At 64.9% G+C, this 23,817-nt stretch carries 21 protein-coding genes and 1 riboswitch; of the genes, 17 read left to right on the top strand and 4 right to left on the bottom strand.

All coding sequences use genetic code 11. The features are described from left to right. Positions 1-514 precede the first annotated feature (514 nt). Positions 515-904 (bottom strand): DUF779 domain-containing protein, encoded by a 390-nt coding sequence (locus F2P44_RS31900; protein WP_167093716.1) that lies wholly within the window; start codon positions 902-904, stop codon positions 515-517. A 17-nt stretch (positions 905-921) separates the two neighbouring features. After that, positions 922-2,442 (bottom strand): aldehyde dehydrogenase, encoded by a 1,521-nt coding sequence (gene adh, locus F2P44_RS31905; protein ID WP_167093718.1) that lies wholly within the window; start codon positions 2,440-2,442, stop codon positions 922-924. A gap of 223 nt (positions 2,443-2,665) precedes the next feature. Here adh and F2P44_RS31910 point away from each other — a divergent pair, with 223 nt between their 5' ends. Further along, positions 2,666-4,792 carry a TonB-dependent receptor family protein gene (locus F2P44_RS31910; RefSeq protein ID WP_167093720.1) on the top strand — a complete coding sequence of 709 codons (2,127 nt, stop codon included), beginning with the start codon at positions 2,666-2,668 and terminating at the stop codon, positions 4,790-4,792. Between the two features lie 180 nt (positions 4,793-4,972). Here F2P44_RS31910 and F2P44_RS31915 read toward each other — a convergent pair whose 3' ends face one another. Together F2P44_RS31915 and F2P44_RS31920 are read right to left on the bottom strand one after the other, a co-directional pair. Continuing rightward, entirely contained in the window at positions 4,973-6,427 is a 1,455-nt protein-coding gene (locus F2P44_RS31915) for a DUF3482 domain-containing protein (RefSeq protein WP_167093722.1), read from the bottom strand. Then, a complete protein-coding gene (locus F2P44_RS31920) occupies positions 6,424-7,902 on the bottom strand; it encodes a DUF2868 domain-containing protein (protein ID WP_167093724.1) in 1,479 nt (492 codons plus the stop codon). The genes F2P44_RS31915 and F2P44_RS31920 overlap by 4 nt, the downstream gene beginning before the upstream one ends. 162 nt (positions 7,903-8,064) lie before the next feature. On the opposite strand from F2P44_RS31920, the gene cobT reads away from it, so the two are divergent. From cobT to F2P44_RS32000, 16 genes are all read left to right on the top strand, one after another. Then, positions 8,065-9,099 carry a nicotinate-nucleotide--dimethylbenzimidazole phosphoribosyltransferase gene (cobT, locus tag F2P44_RS31925; RefSeq protein ID WP_167093726.1) on the top strand — a complete coding sequence of 345 codons (1,035 nt, stop codon included), beginning with the start codon at positions 8,065-8,067 and terminating at the stop codon, positions 9,097-9,099. Positions 9,100-9,109: 10 nt separating this feature from the next. Next, positions 9,110-9,901, top strand: a complete 792-nt coding sequence (locus F2P44_RS31930; RefSeq protein WP_167093728.1) for an adenosylcobinamide-GDP ribazoletransferase — start codon at positions 9,110-9,112, stop codon at positions 9,899-9,901. Between the two features lies 1 nt (position 9,902). Further along, positions 9,903-10,448, top strand: coding sequence for a histidine phosphatase family protein (locus F2P44_RS31935; RefSeq protein ID WP_167093730.1), 546 nt, complete (start codon positions 9,903-9,905; stop codon positions 10,446-10,448). Beyond that, positions 10,443-10,664, top strand: a riboswitch (cobalamin riboswitch). (Overlaps the previous gene by 6 nt.) Positions 10,665-10,749: 85 nt before the next feature. After that, positions 10,750-12,615, top strand: a complete 1,866-nt coding sequence (locus F2P44_RS31940) for a TonB-dependent receptor plug domain-containing protein (protein WP_167093732.1) — start codon at positions 10,750-10,752, stop codon at positions 12,613-12,615. 7 nt (positions 12,616-12,622) lie between these two features. Beyond that, positions 12,623-13,645, top strand: a complete 1,023-nt coding sequence (locus tag F2P44_RS31945; RefSeq protein WP_167093734.1) for a FecCD family ABC transporter permease — start codon at positions 12,623-12,625, stop codon at positions 13,643-13,645. Then, on the top strand, positions 13,645-14,418 hold the full coding sequence (locus tag F2P44_RS31950) for an ABC transporter ATP-binding protein (protein ID WP_167093774.1): 774 nt from the start codon (positions 13,645-13,647) through the stop codon (positions 14,416-14,418). The genes F2P44_RS31945 and F2P44_RS31950 overlap by 1 nt, the downstream gene beginning before the upstream one ends. Then, the gene (cobO, locus tag F2P44_RS31955; protein ID WP_167093736.1) at positions 14,415-15,035 is read left to right on the top strand and encodes a cob(I)yrinic acid a,c-diamide adenosyltransferase; all 621 of its coding nucleotides are present in this window, start codon (positions 14,415-14,417) and stop codon (positions 15,033-15,035) included. Before F2P44_RS31950 ends, cobO begins: the two co-directional genes overlap by 4 nt. Continuing rightward, positions 15,035-16,339, top strand: coding sequence for a cobyrinic acid a,c-diamide synthase CobB (locus tag F2P44_RS31960; RefSeq protein WP_167093750.1), 1,305 nt, complete (start codon positions 15,035-15,037; stop codon positions 16,337-16,339). The genes cobO and F2P44_RS31960 overlap by 1 nt, the downstream gene beginning before the upstream one ends. Next, positions 16,336-16,893: a bifunctional adenosylcobinamide kinase/adenosylcobinamide-phosphate guanylyltransferase gene (gene cobU / locus F2P44_RS31965; protein ID WP_167093752.1), complete on the top strand. Its 558-nt coding sequence runs from the start codon at positions 16,336-16,338 to the stop codon at positions 16,891-16,893. Before F2P44_RS31960 ends, cobU begins: the two co-directional genes overlap by 4 nt. Continuing rightward, on the top strand, positions 16,887-17,822 hold the full coding sequence (gene cbiB / locus F2P44_RS31970) for an adenosylcobinamide-phosphate synthase CbiB (protein WP_167093754.1): 936 nt from the start codon (positions 16,887-16,889) through the stop codon (positions 17,820-17,822). The genes cobU and cbiB overlap by 7 nt, the downstream gene beginning before the upstream one ends. Continuing rightward, on the top strand, positions 17,815-18,807 hold the full coding sequence (gene cobD / locus F2P44_RS31975; protein ID WP_167093756.1) for a threonine-phosphate decarboxylase CobD: 993 nt from the start codon (positions 17,815-17,817) through the stop codon (positions 18,805-18,807). The genes cbiB and cobD overlap by 8 nt, the downstream gene beginning before the upstream one ends. Continuing rightward, the gene (locus tag F2P44_RS31980) at positions 18,804-19,682 is read left to right on the top strand and encodes a cobalamin-binding protein (protein ID WP_167093757.1); all 879 of its coding nucleotides are present in this window, start codon (positions 18,804-18,806) and stop codon (positions 19,680-19,682) included. Before cobD ends, F2P44_RS31980 begins: the two co-directional genes overlap by 4 nt. Beyond that, positions 19,679-21,124: a cobyric acid synthase gene (locus F2P44_RS31985; protein WP_167093759.1), complete on the top strand. Its 1,446-nt coding sequence runs from the start codon at positions 19,679-19,681 to the stop codon at positions 21,122-21,124. The genes F2P44_RS31980 and F2P44_RS31985 overlap by 4 nt, the downstream gene beginning before the upstream one ends. A gap of 104 nt (positions 21,125-21,228) precedes the next feature. Further along, on the top strand, positions 21,229-22,650 hold the full coding sequence (locus F2P44_RS31990) for a DUF2867 domain-containing protein (RefSeq protein ID WP_167093760.1): 1,422 nt from the start codon (positions 21,229-21,231) through the stop codon (positions 22,648-22,650). A gap of 161 nt (positions 22,651-22,811) precedes the next feature. Further along, positions 22,812-23,021: a DUF4287 domain-containing protein gene (locus tag F2P44_RS31995; RefSeq protein WP_167093762.1), complete on the top strand. Its 210-nt coding sequence runs from the start codon at positions 22,812-22,814 to the stop codon at positions 23,019-23,021. 135 nt (positions 23,022-23,156) lie between these two features. Further along, the gene (locus F2P44_RS32000; RefSeq protein WP_167093764.1) at positions 23,157-23,816 is read left to right on the top strand and encodes a hypothetical protein; all 660 of its coding nucleotides are present in this window, start codon (positions 23,157-23,159) and stop codon (positions 23,814-23,816) included. The last annotated feature ends 1 nt before the right edge of the window (position 23,817 follow it).

Here is a 23,817-nt window from a genome sequence, read left to right on the forward strand (position 1 = left end):
TTGCATGTGTAAGGCATGCCGCCAGCGTTCAATCTGAGCCAGGATCAAACTCTTCAGTTCAATCTCTGTTTAATGTCCTTGCGGACAGATCGCTCACTCAAAATACTGACAAGCTCATCTTTCGATGAGCCGTGTTTCTTTTTTGTGAACATTTGATAATTTAAGTATTCAACGTCGCTTGCGCTTCGTTGGCACCTTCATCAAACGCCCACACTTATCGACTGTTAATTGTTAAAGAACTTATTCTGTACTACTTCTGCCGTTTGCTACGAAGCGTTGTGTTCGTTGCAGCAGAGAGGTGAGATTATGCAGCGTTTCGCGTTTCTCGTCAACCCCTTCTTTGCTACCGCGTCTCTTTCGGGACGCTCCCAACTGCCTGCTAACTACTTGATTTCGTTAACCCTTTCAGCGGGGAGGCGAACTATAGCAAAGCCCTCCCCACGCTGGCAAGGGCTTTCTGAAAGGCCACACTTTCGTCGCGCGCGGGCGACGTCCTGCTCACCAATACACGTATTTATGTGTCGCGCGGCCCCTCCTTCACAGCTGGCAGCGCGTTGAACTCATCGTCAGTGAAGAGCCGGGAGCGCGTCAGGAAGCGGCGTCCCGTCCCATTGTCCAGAGAGAACATGCCGCCATTCCCGGAGACCACGTCGATGATCAGCTGCGTGTGCTCCCAGTAGGCGAATTGCTCCCGGCCCATATAGAAGGCGCCGCCGTGCAGGTCCCCCAGGTACACATCGGTATCGCTGATATTGAATTCACCGTCCGGATAGCACATCGGGGCGCTGCCATCGCAGCACCCGCCCGACTGAAAGAACATGACCGGCCCATGCCGCGCGCGCAATTCGTCGATCATTGCGCCCGCGGCATCGGTTGCGACCACGCGTGATAGCGCGTCACCCATGCGGCACTCCCATGCGGTTAAAAGAAGCCCATTGCGTTCGGGTTGTAGCTGACCAGCAGGTTCTTGGTCTTCTGGTAGTGATCGAGCATCATCTTGTGATTTTCGCGCCCGATGCCCGATTGCTTATACCCGCCGAACGCGGCATGGGCCGGATACAGGTGGTAGCAATTGGTCCATACGCGCCCCGCCTCGATGGCGCGGCCCACGCGGAAGGCACGCGAACCGTCCCGTGTCCACAGCCCGGCGCCGAGTCCATACAGCGTATCGTTCGCAATGCGCAGGGCATCGGCTTCGTCGGTAAAGGTCGTCACCGACACCACCGGACCGAAAATCTCTTCCTGGAAGATGCGCATCTTGTTATCGCCCTTGAACACGGTCGGCTGCACGTAATACCCGCCTTCCATCTCGCCCGCCTGCATATTGCGCGCGCCGCCGGTGAGCAGTTGCGCCCCCTCCTGCTTGCCGATGTCGAGATACGAGAGGATTTTCTCCAACTGCTCCTGCGACGCCTGCGCGCCGATCATGGTCGACGCATCGAGGGGATTACCCTGCTTGATCGCCGCCACCCGCTCCAAGGCGCGGGCAATGAATTTGTCGTAAATGGATTCCTGGATCAGCACGCGCGACGGACAGGTGCACACCTCGCCCTGGTTCAGCGCGAACATGGCAAAGCCTTCCAGGCATTTGTCGAAAAACGCGTCGTCCGCGTCCATCACATCGGCAAAGAAGATATTCGGCGACTTGCCGCCCAGTTCCAGCGTGACCGGAATCAGGTTTTGCGCCGCGTATTGCATGATCAGGCGGCCGGTAGCGGTCTCGCCCGTGAAGGCAATCTTGGCGATGCGCTTGCTGGAGGCCAGCGGCTTGCCCGCTTCCAGCCCGTAACCGTTGACAATATTAAGCACGCCAGGCGGCAACAGGTCGCCGATCAGCTCGATGAGCACCATGATCGAGGCAGGCGTCTGCTCGGCCGGCTTCAAGACGACGCAATTGCCCGCAGCCAGCGCCGGCGCCAGCTTCCACACGGCCATCAGGATCGGAAAATTCCACGGGATGATTTGCCCCACCACGCCGAGCGGCTCATGGAAGTGATATGCATACGTCTCGTGATCGATCTGCGCGACCGATCCTTCCTGCGCGCGGATGCATCCGGCAAAGTAGCGGAAGTGATCGATGGCCAGCGGAATGTCGGCCGCCGTCGTCTCGCGGATGGGCTTGCCGTTGTCGATGGTCTCCGCGGTGGCCAGCAGGCTGAGGTTCTGCTCCATGCGGTCGGCAATTTTATTGAGGATATTCGCGCGCTCGCCCTGCGACGTTTTACCCCATGCTTCCCTGGCGGCATGCGCGGCATCGAGCGCCAGCTCGATATCTTCCGCACTCGAGCGCGCGATCTCGCAGAAGACCTGCCCGGTGATCGGCGTGACGTTGCCGAAATATTCGCCTTTGACTGGCGCAACAAATTTTCCACCAATGTAATTGTCGTAGCGTTGCTTGAATGGGTTGGCCACGCCCAGCTTGCTGATGTCTGCGAGATTCATGTCTTCCTCTTCCTCTATGGTTATATACCGGGAATCTCAGCATAGACGCAGATCAATAGGAGTGCCTGCGCAAACGCAAAGAAACTATCAATAGCTGCCCACAGGCTAGTCCTTTCATTGGTGCTATGGCGCACATTAGACGGCCGGGTCCCGCATGCTCGCTGCAGGATCCGGGCGGCCCGCGTATATTGCGTACCGACGCCAAAAATCCACCGGAGAACCCATGAAGCAGCACCCGTTTCGACTGAACGACATCGCCACTTTGTTTGCCCTGAGCGCGGCAGGAATGGCAGCGGCCGCCGATGCGCCCGCCAGCGCGCCATTGGCCGATGTGGTCGTCATCAGCGGAAGCCGGGTCGAACATGGCAGTTTCGACCTGCCGGCAGCCATCGATGTGCTCGACGCCGCCCGCATCCGCGACGGCCAGCTGCGCGTCAACGCATCGGAATCGCTCAGCGCGGTACCCGGCCTGGTGGCCCAGAATCGCCAGAATTACGCGCAGGACTTGCAGATTTCCTCGCGCGGCTTCGGCGCCCGTTCCGCCTTCGGCGTGCGTGGCGTGCGCCTGATTGCCGACGGCATCCCTGCAACCATGCCCGACGGACAGGGACAAGCGGCAACCTTCAACCTCGACATGGCCGAACGCATCGAAGTGCTGCGCGGCCCCTTCTCCGCCATCTACGGCAACCATTCCGGCGGCACGGTCCAGCTGTTCACGCGCGACGGCCAGGGCCGACCCAGCGTCGAAGGCAGCGTCATCGGCGGCAGCAACAGCACGCGCAAGGTGGACGTCAACGCGCAAGGAGAGGCCAACGGCATCGGCTACGTGATCGACACCTCCCGCTTCGAGACCGATGGCTACCGCGCGCACAGCGCCGCCACGCGCGACCAGGGCTTCGCCAAGCTGACCCTGGCGCCGACCAGCACCAGCAAGCTGACCCTCACCGCCAGCGCCCTGAGCCAGGACGACACGCAAGATCCGCTCGGCGTCACCTGGGCCACCTACCAGCGCGACCCGCGTGCCGGCGAAACCGATGCCACCGATACACAGACGCCCAAGCGCAGCATTGCAGATCGCTACAACACGCGCAAAAGCATTGACCACAAACAAGTAGGCGCCGCCTTCGAGCAGCGCCTGGGCGACGACCGCGTGCGTGCGATGGTGTACGGCGGCAATCGCCAGGTCATCCAGTACCAGGCCTTCTCGAAATTCGTCCAGACGCCGGCCAGCCAATCGGGCGGCGTGGTCGATTTCGACCGCGACTTTTACGGCGCGGACATCAACTGGCTCAGCGTGCGCAGCATGGCTGGCGGCAAGCTGAGCACCACCATCGGCATCGATTACGGCCGCTCCAGCGACCAGCGCCAGGGCTACGAGAATTTCGTCGGCAACCAGTTCGGCTTGCAGGGCAAGCTGCGCCGCGATGAAAGCAACACCGTGTCCAGCTTTGACCCCTACGTTCAATCCGAATGGCAAGGCGGCGACTGGGTGTTGACCGCCGGCCTGCGCCACAGCCGCATGAAGGTATCGGTGGACGACCGTTTTGTTAGCAACGGCAACGACAGCGGCGGCGTCAGCTACCGCCACACAACGCCCATGCTCGGCGCCTTATACAAAATCTCGCCGACCATCAATGTATATGCCAGCGCGGCGCGCGGCTTCGAGACGCCGACCTTGAACGAGCTGTTCTATTCTGGCGCCGGCGCCGGCTTCAATTTCGCGCTCAAGCCCGCCACCAGCACCCATGTGGAAGCGGGCGTGAAAGCCTATATCAGTAGCAATACGCGCATCAACGGCGCCTTGTTCCACGTCAAAACCAGTGACGAGCTGGTGGTCGATATTGCTGGCGGCGGGCGCACCAGTTACCGCAATGCCAGCGAAACCCTGCGCAAGGGCGCCGAAGTCTCGCTGGACAGCAACTTCGGCGCAGGATTCAGCGCACGCCTGGCGTTGACAGCCTTGAACGCCACCTACCAACAGGGATTCGGCAACGTCGCGGCCGGCAACCGCTTGCCCGGCGTGCCCAAGGCCAATCTGTTCGGCGAGCTGGCATGGAAGAGCAGCGACGATGGCTTCGGCGCGGCGCTGGAAACCATCGCCAGCGGCAAGGTATATGCCGACGACGCCAACGCCGACATCGCCGCACCGGGCTACGCGATTCTCAACGCGCGCTTCCAGGCAAAACAGGCATTCGGCGGATGGCGCCTGAAACAGTTTGTGCGGCTCAATAACCTGAGCGACCGCCGCCATGTGGGATCGGTCATCGTCGGAGACGCCAACAAACGCTTTTATGAAGCCGCGCCGCAGCGCAACTGGCTGGCGGGCGTAAGTGCCCAGTACGTATTCTGATTTGCCGGGAAAGGGCATGGCGGAAGCTGGTCAGGGCTAGCGCATCCCGGGACAGGGCATCATGGCGATGCTTACCCGGTACCCGGCGTCCGGTACCCGGCGTCCGCTACCCGGCGTCCGCTACCCGGCGTCCTGATTGTCGAGTTCACCGTCGTGCCGGACTGACTGCCCCGCGCGCGCTCAGGCCGGCCCCGGATACAGCTTCGCCAGGGTCGCGCGCGCCACCGTCGTCGCGATTGCCTCGACATCGGCGGCCGCCTTGCCGGCCTCGCCCTCCTCGCGCAGCGCCTGCCACAGCCCGGCGAGCTTCCCGGCCTCCCGCGCCACTGCGCTTTCCACCTCGGCCTGCCAGAACGCCGGCGCTTCGCCTTCGACGAAGTTGCCGCGTCCGCGCCCGAAGTGCGCCACTGCCAGATAACGCAAGATGCTACCGACCAGCAAGGTTTGCAGGAAGTCGTCAGCGAACTGCATCGTGGTGCGGTTGCGGTCGGTGCTGGTGTTAAAACCCCAGGCCGCCCCGGCCGCCGTCAGCGCGCCCACCACGCCGCCCAGCAATGCCCCCGCCCCGAACGTCAATCCGCCCGCCATCAGATCGGCCGACAAGCCGGTCGCCGCGCCCGACACCACCGCTCCCAGCAGCCCCGCCTGGGCCCGGTCGACCGGGGCGCGCACGGTAAAATTCTTGCTCACGCGCGCGTTGATCTTGGGCGCCTCGCTCGGATCGAGCTTGTGCAGCGCCAGCAGGCGCCCGGTGGTGGTGGCAATGTTCTGGTTGAGCCGGTCGATCAGCACCCCCATGGCGCGATCCTGCCGCTGCTGGTCGTTCTTGCCCAGGCCCACCACTTTCATGGCCGATTTGAGGAAAGTCTTTTCATCCGCCTCGACCGGTTCGCTGTCGCGCGCCGCGCCGGCCAGCTGCGCGCCGGTGATCCGCATCGCCTCCTCGAAACGCGCGCGGTTGTTCGCTTCCCACAGCGCAAACAGGCGCGCGTATCCGGCCCGCTTGGACTCGTCGACCAGCTTGCCGACCGCCTCGTAAAAGACGCGCTCATGCACCCAGCAGCGGGCGAAGGCATCCAGCGCCAGCACGTCGCGCACGATCTTGTACTGGTCCAGATGCTGTTTCCAGCGCGTCTGTTCTTCCTGCTCGTCATGCGCGGGACGCGGCGGCCCCAGCTGGTTGAGCAGCACCACCACCGGTTTCCCGAGCCACTCCAGGATGCGCATTTCGGCCGGCATATACCCGGCATCGCGCGGATGTTCGGACGAGTTGACCAGGTACAGCACCACGTCCGCTTCATCACGCGCGGTGCGCAGCGCTTGCTGGCTGAGCCAGAACGGACGGTCGCGGTAACGGTCCAGCACTTCGCGCAGGAACCAGCCGATCGGATTGCCCGACATGGCCAGGCGCTTGAACAGGCGCACCGAATCGCCGAAGCCGGGGGTATCCCACAGTTGCAGGGTATCGCCCTCGTTTGTCTTGAGCAGCAGGTGCGATTCGGCGAAGATGGTCACGTGGGCGGCATCGCGCACCTCGCCCACGTCCACCCCGACCAGCGTGCGCGCCAGGGTAGTCTTGCCGTTGTTGGTATGCGAAATCAGCGCAAACTGGATAGGGACAGGAGTGTCGCTCATGATGCCTTCGATAAACTAAGTCCGGCGCCGGACTCCAGCGGGCGGCGCTCCGGATCGAGCAGGTTGACGATGGTCGCCGGGGCGCGGTGGAAATGACAGAACTGTTGCCACAGCGCGATGCGCTCGGCCAGCCGCACATCGTCCCCGGCCTGTGCGACGCTGCGCTCGACCAGCGCCGACTCATCGATCAGCACGGCAATGCCGCGCCTGGACGAGCGCACCAGATGATCGAGAAAAGCGCCCTGGTTTTCCTTCTCCGGCGTCGCGGCCAGGCTGAACAGCACGGCGGTGGCCGTCACGTTCGGATCGTCCAAGCTCAGGTCGCGCAGGGAGTCGACCGCTTCTTCGCCATAGCCGGAAGACGGGCGCAGCATCACCCGGGCCTGTTCGCCGAACAGGGCGAGCGCTACCTGCGAGAGCCCCTTGTCGCGCACCTCGTCGAGCGTAAAGCTGTACGGCAGCACGCGCAGCACGGCCGGCGCGGCGGTGCCGGCCTCGCCGTTCAGTTTGCGGAAATACGGTTGTTCCAGGTCCAGCGGAAACCTGTTGTGCATGCGCTGCGCGCGCCAGTGCGCCACGCCGGCCAGGATCAGGCGCGGCAGCACCGCCAGCAGCAGCAAGGTCGCGCCATATAAATGTACCCATCTGGCCCCGCCCGCCCCGCTCGGCGTGCGCGAAAAATGCAAGGCCTCGATATCGGCGACGCTGAAACCGTCCAGCGGCAACAGCGCCACGGCCGGCGCGAACAGGACCGACAGGATGGCATGCACCTGCCCGGCGCCCAGGAAGGTGCTTTCCCAGCCGGCCACATATTCGGACAGAAAACCGCGCGCGTACAGCGACAGGATCGCGCCCATGGCGAACATGGCGGCGGCCAGATGCATGGTGCGCGCCAGGCGCGCCTGCGTCAGCTTGGCGCTCAGCTCGGTCCATTGCAGGCTGAAATCGGTCAGCGCGGCCGCCAGTACATGCGGCAACTTGCGCGGCAGCGACAATTGCGCCCCGCTCAAGCGGCGCAGCAAGGCTGGCGAGACCCAGCCGTTCTTGCGCGCGGGCACGAACAGCCAGGCCAGCAACAGCAGATACACCGCGACATTCCAGCCGATAATCGCCAGCAGCGGCGCCGACAGCAAGTCGACCCGGTGCGGATTGCCAATCCGGTCGACCCCGGCGCCGAGCACCAGCGCCAGCAGCGGCAAGCCCAGCGACAGCGCCTTGAACCCGCCACGCCGCCGCGCAAGGGCCGCAAAGGCGGGCGTGCGCTCGCCCAGGCGCTTGAGGATCTGCTCGGCGCGCTGCTGCAAGAAATGCTCGTTCGTGACCTCCGCCTTGCTGTCGGACGCCTGCCACTGCGCCAGTTCGCGCGCGCTGCGGCTGGCATACAGGCGATCGTCGTCGCTGAGTACCTCATGCTTGCCATCCATTGTTTCGACGGAGCGCACCAGCACCACGTCCCGGGCAACCTGCTCGTTCATGTTCTTCCTATTTTTTAACAAAATCTTTTGTATGAAACGACAACATTCACAGGCCAATTGTGACGCACTTTGCCGCCGTACGCTGGTCTTGCAGAAACGCCGCAGCGTGAGTGTGCTATCTTAGCGCGGAAATTTCTTGACACTTTCTTATCTCTCTCCACGATGCGCCTCCCTGACATACTTTCCACCCACGACCCACTGCTGGCCAGCGAGCTGACCCAAGCGATCGACAACAAGACCAAGCCGCTGGGCAGCCTGGGCGCGCTCGAAACGCTGGCCCGGCAGATCGGCCTGATCCAGCAAACGACCAAAGCCGCGCTGCACAAGCCGGCCATCCTCGTGTTCGCGGCCGATCACGGCGTGGTGGCCGAAGGCATCTCCGCCTATCCGCAAAGCGTGACCTGGCAGATGGTCGAGAACTTCCTCGCCACGGGCGCGGCCATCAACGTGTTCGCGCGCCAGAACGGCTGCGCGCTGCAAATCATCGACGCCGGCGTGAACCACGACTTCGGCAGACGCGCGGCCCTGATGGACTGCAAGGTCGGACGCGGCACCGCCAATTTCGCGCAGCAGCCGGCCATGAGCTGGGCCGAATGCGCGGCCGCCCTGGCGCACGGCATGCGCATCGTCGGCAACCTCGAAGGCAATGTGATCGGCTTCGGCGAAATGGGCATAGGCAACACCACCGCCGCCGCCGCCCTGATGCACAAGCTGACCGGCGTGGCCGTCGCTGACTGCGTCGGCGCCGGCACGGGTTTGTCGCCCGCGGGCGTGCTGCACAAGCAACACGTGATCGAGGCGGCGGTCGCCCTGCATGGCGAGATGAGCGAGCCGCTCGACATCCTGGCCACCTTCGGCGGCTTCGAGATCGCCATGATCGTTGGCGCCATGCTCAAGGCGGCCGAACGGCGCATGGTGCTGCTGATCGACGGCTTCATCGTCAGCAGCGCGCTGCTGGTGGCGGCGCGCCTGCAGCCGGCCATCCTCGATTACTGCGTATTTTCGCACTGTTCGGACGAAGCGGGGCACGCGCGCATGCTCGATCACCTCAAGGCCAAGCCACTGCTCAACCTCGGCCTGCGCCTCGGCGAAGGCACCGGCTGCGCGCTGGCGCTGCCGCTGCTGCACGCGGCCGTCAACTTCCTCGGCGAGATGGCCACCTTCCAGTCGGCGCGCGTCAGCGGCCAGTCGGCGTAAGTTCCAGGCCATGGCCAGCATCGTCCACCAGTGCCGGCTGTTCTTCATCGCGTTGCAATTTTTCACGCGGGTGCCGATTCCGGGCTGGGTCGGATTCGACCCGTCCTGGCTGCACCACGCGTCGCGCTATTTTCCGCTGGTCGGCGTGGTCGTGGCCAGCGTGGCCGCAGCGGTCTACGCCTGTGCGGCCTGGCTCTGGCCGGCGCCAGTGGCGGTGCTGCTGTCGACGGCGGCGGCGATCTGCCTGACCGGCGCCTTCCACGAGGACGGCCTGGCCGACATGTGCGACGGCTTCGGCGGCGGCATGAGCACCGAGCGGGTGCTGGAGATCATGAAGGACTCGCGCATCGGCACCTACGGCGCGGTCGGCATGGGGCTGACGGTGGTGCTCAAGTGCACCCTGCTGTCGTTTCTGCCCGCATCCGCCGTCATCGCGGCGCTGTTCATCGCCCATCCCCTGTCGCGCCTTGCGGCAGTAAGCCTGATCTGGGAAATGGAGTATGCGCGCGCCGAGGGCAAGGCCAAGCCGATGGCCCAGCACATGAGCAACCGCGAATTCGGCATTGCCTGCGCCTGCGCCGGCGTGCCCGCACTGGCGCTGGCAACGGCCGGCATGCTGCCCTGGCTTGCGCTGCTCGCCAGCGTGACCGGCGCCGCGCTGGTGGCATGGTGGCTGGGCGCCAAGTGCCTGCGCCGCATCGGTGGGTACACCGGCGACTGCCTGGGCGCCGTGCAGCAGGTGGCCGAAGTGCTCATCTATCTGGCGCTGCTGGCGTTTTTCCATCACGGCCTCTGGGGCTGAGATGCGCCTGTACCTGGTACGCCACCTGGCGCCGCAGGTCGCGCCCGGCGTGTGCTACGGGCGCACCGACCTCGCTGTCGATCCCGACATGCAGGCGCTGGCCCTGCCCGCCCTGCGCGCCACCCTGCCCGCTGGCATGCCGCTGTTTTCCAGCCCCCTGCGGCGCTGCGCCGGCCTGGCGGCCGCCTTGGGCGGCGCGGCGGTGCGATATGACACGCGCCTGGCCGAACTCGATTTCGGCGACTGGGAAATGCGCCGCTGGGACGACATCGACCGCGCCGGCGTCGATGCCTGGGCCGCCGACATGGCCGGCTACCGCCCCGGCGGCGGCGAAAGCGTGGTCGACATGGCGCGGCGCGTGTCCGCGTTTTATGACGACCGCATGCGCGTGCCAGCACCCGGCGCCATCGTCATCTGCCACGCCGGCACCATCCGCCTGCTGTCGGCGCGCGCGCGCGGCCTGGGTCCCGAAGCCATGGCGCTGGAAGCGGCGCAGCGTCCCCACGCCATCGCCTACGGCGAGACGGTTATCATCGACTGTGTATAATTATCGGGTTTTGGTGCCCGCGCCCATGTCCATGAGCGCAGTTAAACTGGGAAACACGAAGCCTGCAACAGGCCAACGTGTGCTGCCCCCGCAACGGTAAGCAAATGTCGCTGACATGGCGACGAGCCGCCTCGATTGACCACTGTGCATTTGGCATGGGAAGGTGAGACGGCCGCATTTGCCAGCCCGGATACCGGCCATAACAGGTGGAAGCGTGCGGCCAGGTCCGCGCGTTTCTTTTCAATCTGGCCAACGGGGACGTCGGCCGGTTGCTCGCAATCGCATTCACTGAAGACTTGTCATGACCTTTCCTGTTGTACGCCACGCGGCCCTGACGTCGCTCGCGCTAGCTTTTACTTCCCCTTATGCCCTGGCCGACAGCGCCGCCGATACGGCCGTTGCCGCCGTCGTCATCACCGCCACGCGCGCGCCGCAGCCGTCCAGCGAGGTGCTGAGCGACCATGTGCTGATCAGCGCCACCGACATCGCGCGCTCGGGCGCGGGCAGCGTCGTCGAGCTGCTGCAAAAGCAGCGCGGCATCGAGATCACGCGTAACGGCGGGCCGGGCGCCGCATCGCAGGTATTCATTCGCGGCGGCGACGCCAAACAGACCGTGGTGCTGGTCGACGGCGTGCGCATTGGCTCGTCCACGATCGGCATCGCCAACTGGGCCACCCTGCCGCTGGCGAACATCGAACGCATCGAAATCGTCTACGGCCCGCTGGCCACCATGTACGGCGCCGACGCCATCGGCGGCGTGGTGCAGATTTTCACCCGGCGCGGCGCCGGTGCGCCAACCGTCACGGCCGCCGTGGAAGCGGGCAGCGACAAGGCGCGCTCGATGGCATTCGGCGTGGCCGGCGCCAGCGAAGGCGAGAACAGCATCAGCTACGCTTTTGGTGTGTCGAAGGACAAGGATGACGGCTTCTCGACGACAAAACCGGGCAACTTCTCGTACAACCAGGACAACGACGGCTATGCGCGCGACAGCGCCACCGGCCAGCTGGGCATCGTGCTGGCCAAGGGCCACGAAGCGGGCCTGCTGTACCTGCACAGCCACTTGAAGTCGCAGTACGATGCGGGCGCGGGTCCCTTCGACGTGCGCAGCGTGCAAAACATGGACAACATCGCCGTGTACTCGACACACGAGATCACGCCCAACTGGAAAGTGAGCCTGCAAGCATCCGAAGCAGACGACAAATCGGTCAACTTCTCCAGTGCGACGAGCAGCAACCGCATCGATACCCGCCTGCACGCCTACAGCATGCAGAACGACATCGCCCTCGGCAGCGACCTGCTGCAACTGGTGCTGGAGCGCCGCGTGGAAGACGTGTACGCCGACACCACGCGCGCCTTGAACACCAGCCGCGCGGCCAATTCGGTGGCCGCCGCCTACTCGCTCAAGCGCGGCAACCATCTGGCCAGCGCCAGCGCGCGCCGCGACGACAGCACCCAGTACGGCGCCAAGGTCACCGGCGGCATCGGCTACGGCTACAAGCTGACACGCGCGTTGCGCCTGAACGCCAGCGCCGGCACCAGCTTTCGCGCACCGACCTTCAATGAACTGTACTACCCGGGCTACGGGGTCGATGCCAACAAGCCCGAACAGGGCAAGAACGTCGAAGGCGGCGTGTATTTCAACGATGGCACGACGCAAGCCAGCGCGGTCTGGTACCGCAACCGCCTGACCGACCTCTTGGTCAACACCAGCATATGCCCGGTCCAGCAGGATACGCATCCATATGGCTGCGCGTACAACGTCAACCGCGCCACCCTGGAGGGCATCAGCCTTGGCGCACGCACCCGCATGGGCGCCTTCGACATGAGCGGCTCGCTCGACCTGCAAGACCCGCGCGATGACACCACCGGCAAAAGCCTGCAGCGGCGCGCCAAACGCCACGCCAAGTTTGCCATCGAATACAGCGCCGGCGCGCTGACCGCCGGCGCGGGGGTACAGTTATCCGGCAAGCGCTTCGATGACCTGGCCAACCGCAACACGCTGCCTGGATACGGGCTGGTGAACCTGTTTGGCGAATATCGCTTTGCACCTGACTGGTCAGCCGTGCTACGGTTGAACAACGCCGCCGGCAAACAGTATGAAACGGCGCGCAATTACGCCACCGCCGGCCGACAGGTGTTTGCCGGCATCCGCTACGGCAGCAAATAGGAATCGCATGCATCCGTTCTTTCGCACTATGCGCCACCGGGCCAGCGTCGTCATCACGGCGCTCTCCTTGCTGGCAGTGGCAAGCCTGGTCATCGCCGGGATGGTCGGCTCGGTGCCGGTCCCGCTGGCGGAGATGCCGGGCGCGCTGATGGCGCTTGCGAAAGGCGATACTTCGACCCTGGCCGCCACCCTGCTCGACCTGCGCCTGTCGCGCGCGCTGGTGGCATTCGTCACCGGCGGCGCGCTGGCGCTGGCCGGGGTGATGATGCAAGCCTTGCTGCGCAATCCCCTGGCCGAACCGTATGTCCTCGGCATCTCGGCCGGCGCCTCGGTTGGCGCGCTGGCCGCGCTGCTGTTCATGTGGGCCATGTGGATGGTCGACCTGGCCGCCTTCGTGGGCGCGGTAGCGGTGTCGATGCTGCTGTACCTGCTGGCGCGGCGCGACTTGCGCGGCAATGCGGCGGCTGAAGGCGGCTCGTCCCTGCTGCTGACAGGCGCGATCCTGTCCACCTCCTGCATCGCGCTGGTGACCCTGATGCTGTCGATCGCACCCGAAAGCCGCTTGCGCAGCATGATTTTCTGGATGATCGGCGACATCGCCGGTGCTCCCTTGCGTCCGCTGCCGTGGATCGTGCTGGCCGTGGGCCTGGCCTTCGCGCTGCGCAGCGCCCGATCGCTGAACGTCCTGGCGCTGCACGCGGAAGCTGCCGCCACCCTTGGGATTCCCGTCAGCGCGCTGCGCAAGGGCTTGTTTTTCTGCTCCGGCATGCTGACTGCCAGCGCCGTGACCAGCGCCGGCAGCATCGGCTTCGTCGGCCTGATCGTACCGCATGCCTGCCGTTTCGCCTGCGGCCCCGATCACCGCCTGCTGATTCCCGCAGCCACGCTGGCCGGCGGCGCCTTTTTGGTGCTGGCCGATACGCTGGCGCGCACCGTGCTCGCGCCGCAGCAGCTGCCGGTAGGCGTGATCACGGCGCTGATCGGCGCCCCGGTCTTCCTGTATCAACTCCACCGGCTGAACCGCTCGTGATGATCGAAGCGCGCCAACTACTACTTACCGCCGGCAGCCGCACGCTGGTGGCGAACCTCGACTGGCAAGTGCGCAGCGGCGAATCGTGGTGCATCATCGGCCGCAATGGCGCCGGCAAAAGTACGCTGATGCGCACCCTGGCCGGCCTGCGCGAGCCCGATGGCGGCAGTATTGCCATCGGCGGGCGCGCGCTCAAGGACTGGCCACTGGAAGAACTGGCGCGCCAGCGCGCCTTTTTGCCGCAATCGCGCAGCGACGCCTTTGCCTACCGCGCCATCGAAACCGTGCTGGCGGCGCGCCATCCTTACCACGCCAACCGTTACTGGGAAGGCAGCGACGACTACGCCATCGCGCACGCGGCCCTGGCATCGATGGAAGTGGCCGACCTGGCCGAGCGCGACGTGCGTACCCTGTCCGGCGGCGAGCGCCAGCGCGTGGCGATTGCCGCCATGCTGGCGCAGGATACCCCCCTGCTGCTGCTCGATGAACCTGCCAACGCACTCGACCTGGCCCACCAGCACAGCGTGATGCGCCTGTTGGCAAAGCTGTGCCGCGAGCAGGGCAAGACGGCCGTGATGATCGGCCACGACCTGAACCTGGCGCACCAGGCGTCCAGTCACGCGCTCTTGATGATGGGCGACGGCGAGTGGCTGGCCGGCCCGGTCGACGACGTGATGCAAGCCCCGGTCCTGAGCCGCTACCTGGGCCACCCGATTGAAGTGCTTCCCCACGGCGAGCGCCGTATTTTCATCCCAACCGAGGAATCCGCATGATTGACGACACCGCGAACAGCGAACTCAATGAACGCCACCGCGTCCGCATGGAACGCAAGAAGGCCATCATCGACCAGAAGATCGCCGAGGCGCAGAAGGAAATCGGCATCATCATCGTCAACACCGGCAACGGCAAGGGCAAAAGTTCGAGCGGCTTCGGCATGGTGGTGCGCGCCATGGGGCACGGCATGAAGGTGGCGGTGGTCCAGTTCATCAAGGGAGCGATGTCGACCGGCGAAGAAAAATTCCTGCGCCGCTTCCCCGACGAAGTGAGCTTCCACGCCATGGGCGAAGGCTATACCTGGGACACCCAGAACCGCGAGCGCGACATCGAAAAAGCCGAGCAAGCCTGGGCGCTGGCCAAGGGCTTCCTGTCCGACCCGGAGATCGGCCTGGTGCTGTTCGACGAACTCAATATCGCGCTCAAGTACAAATACCTGGACGTTCACGCCGTCATCGCCGACCTGCTCGACCGGCCGGACATGCAGCACGTGGTCATCACCGGGCGCGGTGCGCCGGACGAACTGATCGCGATTGCCGACACGGTGACAGAAATGGCGGTGGTCAAGCATGCCTTCAAGGCCGGCATTGCGGCGCAGGCCGGGACGGAGTTCTGATGGCCGACCACGCAGACATACGCGTGCTGCTGGTGGCCGCCGTGTCGTCCGGCCAGGGCAAGACAACCGTGACGGCCGCCCTGGCGCGCGCGCTGGTGCGGCGCGGCCAGCGCGTGCGCGTTTTCAAGTGCGGCCCCGATTTCATCGATCCCATGCTGCTGGAACGCGCCAGCGGCGCGCAAGTCGGCTCGCTCGACCTGTGGATGGTCGGACGCGAACAATGCCGCAGCCAGCTTGCCGCAGCCGCCCCGGAAGCCGACGTAATCCTGATCGAAGGCGTCATGGGCCTGTACGACGGCACGCCCTCGTCGGCCGACCTGGCGCGCGAATTCGGCCTGCCGGTGATGGCGGTGATCGACGCCTCGGCCATGGCGCAAACGGCCGGCGCGCTGGTCCACGGCCTGCGCGACTACGGCCCGGTGGAGATGGCGGGCGTGATCGCCAACCGCGTCGCCAGCAAGGGACACGGGGCGATGGTCGCGGCTTCGATGCGCGACATTCCGCTGATCGCCATCCTGCCGCGCCAGACCAAGACCCTGCCCGAACGCCATCTGGGCCTGGTGCTGCCGTCCGAAGTGCAGGATGTGGACGGCCTGCTCGACCTGCTGGCCGACCAGCTGGAGTTCGACGACGCGGCGTGGGCGCAGCTGCGCAGCACCCGCATCGACCTGACCGCGCGCATGGAAGCGCCGGCACCGCTGCTGGCGGGGCGCACCATCGCCATTGCGCGCGACGCCGCCTTTGCCTTCCTGTACCCGGCCAACCTGGATACCCTGCGCGCGCTGGGTGCCACCCTCGCCTTCTTTTCGCCGCTGGCCGACGATGCGGTGCCGGCGCAGGCCGACGCCGTGTATCTGCCCGGCGGCTATCCGGAGCTGCACGGCGAGACGCTGGCCGGTGCCGCGCGCTGGCGCGCATCGATCCGCGCCGCGCATGCGGCAGGCATGCCGATTGTCGCGGAATGCGGCGGCATGATGGCGCTGGCCGATTCGCTGGCCGACCAGGCGGGCGCGGTGTGGCCGATGGCCGGCCTGCTCGAAGGCAGCGTGACGATGCAGGCGCGCATCGCCGGCCTCGGCTCGCAAGGGCTGGAAACGCCGCAGGGCCTGCTGCGCGGGCATACATTTCACTACTCGCGCCTTGAAACCGGTATCGCACCAAAGGCGCACACGGTCAAGCATCCGAGCGGCGCCAGTGGCGAAGCGGTGTACCGCGCCGGCTCCTTGACGGCATCGTACTTTCACGCCTATTTCCCATCCTGTCCGGATGCGGTGGCGGCCCTGTTTTCGAGGAGCGAGGCATGACGACCACGCTCATTCTTGGGGGCGCGCGTTCCGGCAAAAGTTCGTACGCCGAAAAGCTGGCGCTCGAATCGGGCAAGGAAGTCGTGTACATCGCCACCGCGCGATCCGGCGACGGCGAAATGGCGCAGCGCATCGCGACCCATCGTTCGGGCCGGCCGGGAAGCTGGACCACCATCGAAGAACCGCTGCAACTCGGCGACGCAATCCTGCGCTGCAGCGAACCGGACACCCTGGTGCTGGTCGACTGCCTGACCCTGTGGCTGACCAATCTGATTTTCTCGGTCGACCAGGACTTTCCGGAAGTGGGCGTGATCGACCTGCCGGACATTTTCTACGAACAGTGCGACGCGCTGCTGGCCGCCCTGCCCGATGCCCCGGGCGACGTGATCCTGGTATCGAATGAAGTGGGCCTGGGGATCGTGCCTTACGGCGCCGTGTCGCGCTGCTTCACCGACGAGGCGGGCCGGCTGAACCAGGCCGTGGCCAAGGTGTGCGACCGCGCCCTGTTCATCGTGGCCGGCATGCCGCTCACGCTGAAAGGCCAGGCATGCTGAGTGGGCTGACGCTGGCGCAGGTGGCGCTGCTGCTGGCGGGCGGCGTGCTGCTGGACCTGCTGCTGGGCGAAGCACGCCGCTTCCATCCGCTGGTCGGTTTCGGCAATCTGGCCAACCGTATCGAGCGCACGCTCAATCGCGGGCAAGGCCGCTTTGCGCGCGGCGTGCTGGCGTGGGTGCTAGCCGTGCTGCCGCTGGCTGCACTGGGCGCGCTGCTGTGCTTCAGGGCTGGGCTGGCCGCGCACGCTGTCCTGCTGTACTTCTGCCTGGGTTTTCGCAGCCTGCGCGACCACAATCTGCCAATCGCCCAAGCCCTGGACAGCGGCGACCTGGCGCAGGCGCGCCTGCTGACGGCGCGCATCGTCAGCCGCGATACCGCCAGCGCCAGCGAGGCGGACCTGGCCAAGGCGAGCGCCGAATCGCTGCTCGAAAACGGTAACGATGCGGTGTTCGGCACCCTGTTCTGGTTCGTGGTGGCCGGCGGCGCGGGCGCGCTGCTGTTCCGGCTGGCGAACACGCTCGATGCGATGTGGGGCTACAAGAGCACCCGCTTCCTGCAATTCGGCTGGGCGGCGGCACGCATCGACGATGTACTCAATTACGTGCCGGCGCGCCTGACCGCGCTCTCGTATGTGCTGCTGGCCGATCACCGGCGCGCGGCCTGGGAATGCTGGCGCGCGCAGGCGCCGGGCTGGCCAAGCCCGAACGCGGGCCCGGTGATGGCCAGCGGCGCCGGCGCGCTGGGCCTGGCGCTGGGCGGCAGCGCGACCTATGACGGCGTGGCCGAACAGCGCCCGCCGCTGGGACGCGGCCGGGCCGCGCAGGCCGGCGATATCGCGCGCGCCTGGAAGCTGGTACGCACCACCGCGCTGCTGTGGCTTGGCGTGGCTGCGGCGGCGGCACTGTTGACGGGAGCGATCCATGCTTGAACACGGCGGCAACCTGCGCGCGGCATCAATCCGCTTCAACCGTCCGCTGGACGACTGGCTGGACCTGTCGACGGGGCTGAACCCCAACTGGTATCCGGCGCCGCAACTGGCGGGCAATGCCTGGCACCGGCTGCCGGAAACCGATCCTGAACTGGCACAGGCGGCGAGCGCTTTTTACGGTGCGCCGCGCATGCTGGCCGTGGCTGGCACGCAGGCCGCGATCCAGGCGTTGCCCCAGTTGCGCGCACCGTCGCGCGTGGTAGTGGCCGCGCCCTCGTACGCGGAACATGCGCACCACTGGGCCAGGCATGGGCACAGCATGCGCGAGGTGGCGTACGACGCGCTCGATGCGGCGCTGCCCGAGTGCGATGTGCTGGTGCTGTGTAATCCGAATAATCCGACCGGCGCCACCGTGGCGCCGGAACGCTTGCTGGACTGGGCCGCGCAATTAGGCCAGCGCGGTGGATGGCTGGTGGTGGACGAAGCCTTTGGCGACACCGCGCCGCAGCTGAGCGTGGCCGCGCACAGCGACCGTCCCGGCCTGATCGTGCTGCGTTCGGTCGGCAAATTTTTCGGCCTGGCGGGCGTGCGCATGGGTTTCGTGGGCGCGCATGCGCCCTTGCTGGCGCAGCTCGCCGATTTGCTCGGGCCGTGGACGGTCAGCGGTCCGGCGCAGCAGGTGTCAACGGCGGCGCTGCGCGATGGCGCGTGGCAGGCCGCGATGCGCGCGCGGCTGGCCGCCGAAGGCACGCGCTTGCGCGCGCTGCTCGCTGCGAACGGCATCGCGTCGAGCGGCACCGACCTGTTTCAATGGTGGCCGGAAGCGCAGCCGGAGGCGTTCTGGCAGCACATGGCAGAACGCGGGATCTGGGTGCGCCTGTTTCCCAATGCGGCACGGGGCATCCGCCTTGGCTTGCCTTTAGATGAAGAAGGATGGCGGCGCCTGGCGCTCGCCCTGGAAGAATGGAAACTGGGATCACGATGAAAAAACTGTTTGCGGCATTTGCCGGCATGATCGCGCTGAACGCGGGCGCGGCTATCACGGTCCACGATGACGATGGCAAGCCGGTGACCTTGCAAAAACCCGCCCAGCGCGTGATTGCGCTGGCGCCGCACGTGACCGAAATGCTGTACGCGGCCGGTGGCGCCGAGCGGCTGATTGCCGCCGTCGCCTACAGCGACTATCCGGAAGCGGCCAAGCGCCTGCCGCAGGTGGGCAGCAACGGCGGGATCGACATGGAACGCATCGCCGCACTCAAGCCGGACCTGATCGTGGTCTGGATGCATGGCAGTTCCGAGCGCCAGATCGACCAGATCCGCGCGCTCGGCATTCCCATGTTTCACAGTGAGCCGCGCAAGCTCGATGACATTGCCACCAACCTGACGCGTCTAGGAAAGCTGATGGGCACCGAAGCCGTGGCCGACCCGGCGGCGGCCGATCTGCGCAAGCGCCTCGGCGCGCTGCAACTCAAATATGCCAAGCGTGCGCCGGTGCGCATGTTTTACCAGGTGTGGGACAAGCCGCTCTACACGCTCAACGACGGCCATATCCTGAGCGATGCGATGCGCCTGTGCGGCGGCGAGAATGTGTTCGGCAAGCTGAAAGTCACCGCGCCCGTGGTCACGGTGGAAGCGGTGCTGCAGGAAGACCCGGAGGCGCTGTTCAGCGGGGAACGCAGTGTGAAAGACGTTGGCCTCACGCTATGGAAGCCCTACACCACCATGACGGCGGTCAAGCGCGGCAATTTGTTCAGCATCGACGGCAACCTGCTCAACCGCTCGGGGCCGCGCATGATCGCCGGCGCCGAAATCCTGTGCGAGAAACTCGATATCGTGCGCCAGCGCCGCACCACGCCATGAGCCGCTTCCCATATCACACCCTGATGGTGCAGGGGACCACGTCCGACGCCGGCAAGAGTACCGTGGTGGCGGCCTTGTGCCGCCTGTTGAAAAACGAGGGCGTGAGGGTGGCGCCGTTCAAGCCGCAAAACATGGCCTTGAACAGCGCGGTGACGGCCGACGGCGGCGAGATCGGCCGCGCCCAGGCGCTGCAGGCGATTGCCGCCGGCGTGGCGCCGCATACGGACATGAATCCGGTGCTGCTCAAGCCATCGAGCAACATCGGCGCGCAGGTGGTCATTCACGGCAAGGTGCGCGCCGAGATGAATGCGCGCGACTACCATCAGTACAAGACGGTGGCGATGGGCGCCGTGCTCGAATCGTACGATCGCCTGCGCCAGCAATACCAGGCAATCGTGGTGGAAGGCGCCGGCAGCCCGGCGGAGATCAACCTGCGCGACCGCGATATCGCCAACATGGGCTTCGCCGAGGCGGTCGACTGCCCGGTGATCCTGGTGGCCGACATCGACCGCGGCGGCGTGTTCGCGCACATTGTCGGCACGCTTTCGTGCCTGTCGCAGAGCGAGCGTGACCGGACCATCGGTTTTGTGATCAACCGTTTTCGCGGCGATATCTCGCTGCTGGAACCGGGCCTGGAATGGCTGGAGCAGCAGACCGGCAAACCGGTGCTGGCGGTGCTGCCTTACCTGCAAGGGCTGTTCCTCGACGCGGAAGACGCGGTGCAGGCGGTGCAGGCGTCGCGCGGGGCCTTCAAGGTGGTCGTGCCGTCGCTGCCGCGCATGAGCAATCACACCGATTTCGACGCGCTGCGCGTGCATCCGGATGTGGACATGCAGTTCGTGCGCCAGAACGAGGCCAAGCCTGCGTGCGACCTGTTGATTATCCCGGGCAGCAAAAACACGCGCGGCGACCTGGCCTATCTGCTCGATCAGGGCTGGGGGCCGTATATCGACAAGCACCTGCGCTACGGCGGCAAGGTGATCGGCATTTGCGGCGGCTTCCAGATGCTGGGGCGCGAGGTGACCGATCCGCATGGGGTGGAGGGCGAGAGCGGCGTGAGCGCAGGCCTCGGCCTGCTCGACCTGCGCACCGAACTGACCACCGACAAGCGCCTGGCGCAGGTGACGGGCCGCTGCGCCTTCGCCGATGCCGACGTGACGGGCTACGAGATTCACATGGGCGTTTCCAGTGGCGCGGCGCTCGACACGCCAGCGTTTCGCATCGATGGCCGGCCCGAAGGCGCGCGCTCGAAGGACGAGCAGATCCTGGGTAGCTACCTGCACGGCATGTTCGACCACCCGCAAGCCTGCGCGGCGCTGCTGCGCTGGGCGGGTCTGGACAGCGCGAACACGGTCGATACCAGCCAGTTGCGCGAGGCGAGCCTGGAACGCATCGCCGAGGCCGCGCGCCCCTTGTACGACGCGCTGTGTGCGATCAAATAACGCCTTGCCACCTGTTGCAAAAAAGCTCAGCAAGCCTACTTTCGCAATTGGCGTACATACTACATGTGTAGAATGTGAGCAATAATTTACTATGTGGAAGTGCCATGCTATCAATGATTAAGGTTGTGCAAACCTTTCCTTCGGTTCGGATTGGGTCCAGCTCGGGCGGCCTGCCGGTCGAAGTGTCGCTGATCGCGCAACTGGTACACGGCTCCGGTAATCATTTGTTCGCCAGCGTATCGGCGCGGCAACAGCAGCACCAGGAATTCGTCGACGAGCTCGACGAACCGTCGGCCAAGCTGGGCGGCACCGATTTCGACAAGGGCGATCCCACTTCCCTGTATTCCTTCGTTGTCGGGCCGAAAGGTCACCCTTTCCACCGGCACGCGGGGCATCGCATTTTCACGGCCATTTCCGGCAGCGGCGGCGCGCAGTTGCGCTTTTCCAGCGCATCCACGGCGCAGATCGAGGAAGACCCGCAAAGTTTCCTGCGCGCGCTTCAATGCATCAATATTCCGCCTGACTGCATGTTCACGGTGCGCTTTGGCGGCGAGACCTGGCACCAGTTCGCGCCACTGACGCGCAACAGCCCGCATCCTGTGTTTTTCGCACTGTCCTGCCACACAAACGAGCTCGGCGGCGACTTGTCCGACGATCTGCGGCAGCAGGTCATGGCGAACGAAGCCAGTATTCCGTCGCTGACCTCGCTGCTGCCGCAAGAAGTGGCCGATTTGCTCGACGCGGCAATGGCCAAGGGACAGGTCGCGACCGTCGACCTGTCGCTGGAAGCACCGCCGGGCACCTTGCAACGCGCGATGTGCTACTCGGCACGCGGCACCGTCGGCACGATTCTCGGCAAATGGGGCGCGTGGCGCCGCTCGAAGGGCTTTGTGTCGCATCACGGCGACGGCACCGACGTGCGCGAGCTGGACGCCACGCCAGCCGGATCGTTGCTGCTGAAGCAATTCGAGGGCACGCCGTTTCATCATGAAGATACGTTTACCCTGACCATGCCGCTGTCCAACTTCCAAGAGACCAATGCGACCGCGTTGCTCAGCCGCCTGCTCGATGGCTTCATGGAAAATCCGCCGCGCGGCGTCACGCGCATGATGGCCGTGCGCAATGTGCTGGTACGGCCGATGGGATTGCGCACCTCGTCGCTGGGCTGTCCGGTGTCGTCGCTGCTCTCGCCGGACAAGAGCCGGCTGTTCGCGCACCGCTTTCCGGTGCTGGAACAAAGCACGGACGAGCACAACACGCGCGCGCAAGTGGTGCTGGGCGCGGACGACAAGCATCTCGCGTTCCGCTCCTGCGTGGCGGCACGCATCATCAAGGGCGGCCAGGTGGAGTTCAGCCTGGGATCGCGGGTGCGCTGCAAGAACCTGTTCGGACGCTTTTATATGTGGGCGATCGACCGTACCCACCGCGCGTATGTGACGCCGACCATGCTGCGCATGGCGGTGGCGCATGCGCGGATCGAGGCGCCGGCTGAGGCGATGGACGGCGCGGCAGTGCTGGGCAGGTAAGCACTGCCGAGGCATTACCCCGCCGCTTGCGCAAATATTCTGGCTTTTTCCAACGTTGATGTCGATATCGGGCACGTCCGAACGTCGTGTCGTTAGCGGGACGGCATGCAATCCGGTGCCTTTGCTTCGCAGCGAACATCATCAACCAAGGGAGAACGACAATGACTGACACGGTAAAAGGCCCGGCTTCCTATTTTCCCGCCATTGAAGCGAAATATGGGCACCCGGTGGCGTATTGGCTTGGCCTTCTGGAATCGACCGGCCCGATGAGGCACATGGAGATGGTCAACTGGCTCAAGTCGGATCATCAACTCGGACATGGACACGCCAATGCCTTGGTCGCCTATCATCTCAGCCGGGTGAAGGCGTAAGCGCTGTCATCGCTTCCATGCCCACATTGCATGAGCATGGCGCGTGCGGTAGCATCCGCGCTTCGGGCACGGGCGCAGCAAGCGTGGCCCCCCACGCTGCTCCACGCACCATTCAACGTTGATCAAGGACCAGACATGCCAAAAGTGAACATTCGGATGGGGGATATTCAATGGCCGGCGACATGCTGCCGTTGCGGAAGCGAAGAATTTTCATATCGCACGCGTACTGAAAAAGTAGTCATGCGCAGTGTGGTTGCGGCGACAGAGGCGCGGGCGGTTACGCTCGTGAATGTTCCGGTCTGCGACCGGTGCGACAACGCCCGCCGCTACTGGTTCGCTGGCGCAAGTGCCGCTGCGGCGATTGGCGTCCTTTTCCTGGCATTTACAGCAAACCACGACACTTACTTAACGCCAGACCTTGGCATGTTCGTTCTCGCGGTTTTTTTGGCGCTCATCGGCACCACGAAAAGCCCCATCCGCATCATCCAGTTTGACGAAAAGATCAATTCTCTCAAGATCCAGATTTACAACCATTCGGTCGCGGCAGAAATGCTGAGGCGTGAAGCTGGGCGAACGGACCTTGCCGGTCATGCCGAGTATCTGGACATTCAACAGGATAAGCAGAGAAAGCAGGACCGTGAAGTCAGGCTGACGGTACGGACGTTGTGTATTCTTTTCTTCATATCGGGTCTATACCTCGTCTTCACGCTGGGTGAAACGACGGGATATGCGGTGATGATTCTGAGTGCCGCGTTTTGTCTTCCCTTCGAAATCACGCATCGCGCAAAAAAATAAT

This window comes from Massilia frigida (assembly GCF_011682175.1).
In the GTDB taxonomy this organism is placed as follows: domain Bacteria; phylum Pseudomonadota; class Gammaproteobacteria; order Burkholderiales; family Burkholderiaceae_D; genus Telluria_A; species Telluria_A frigida.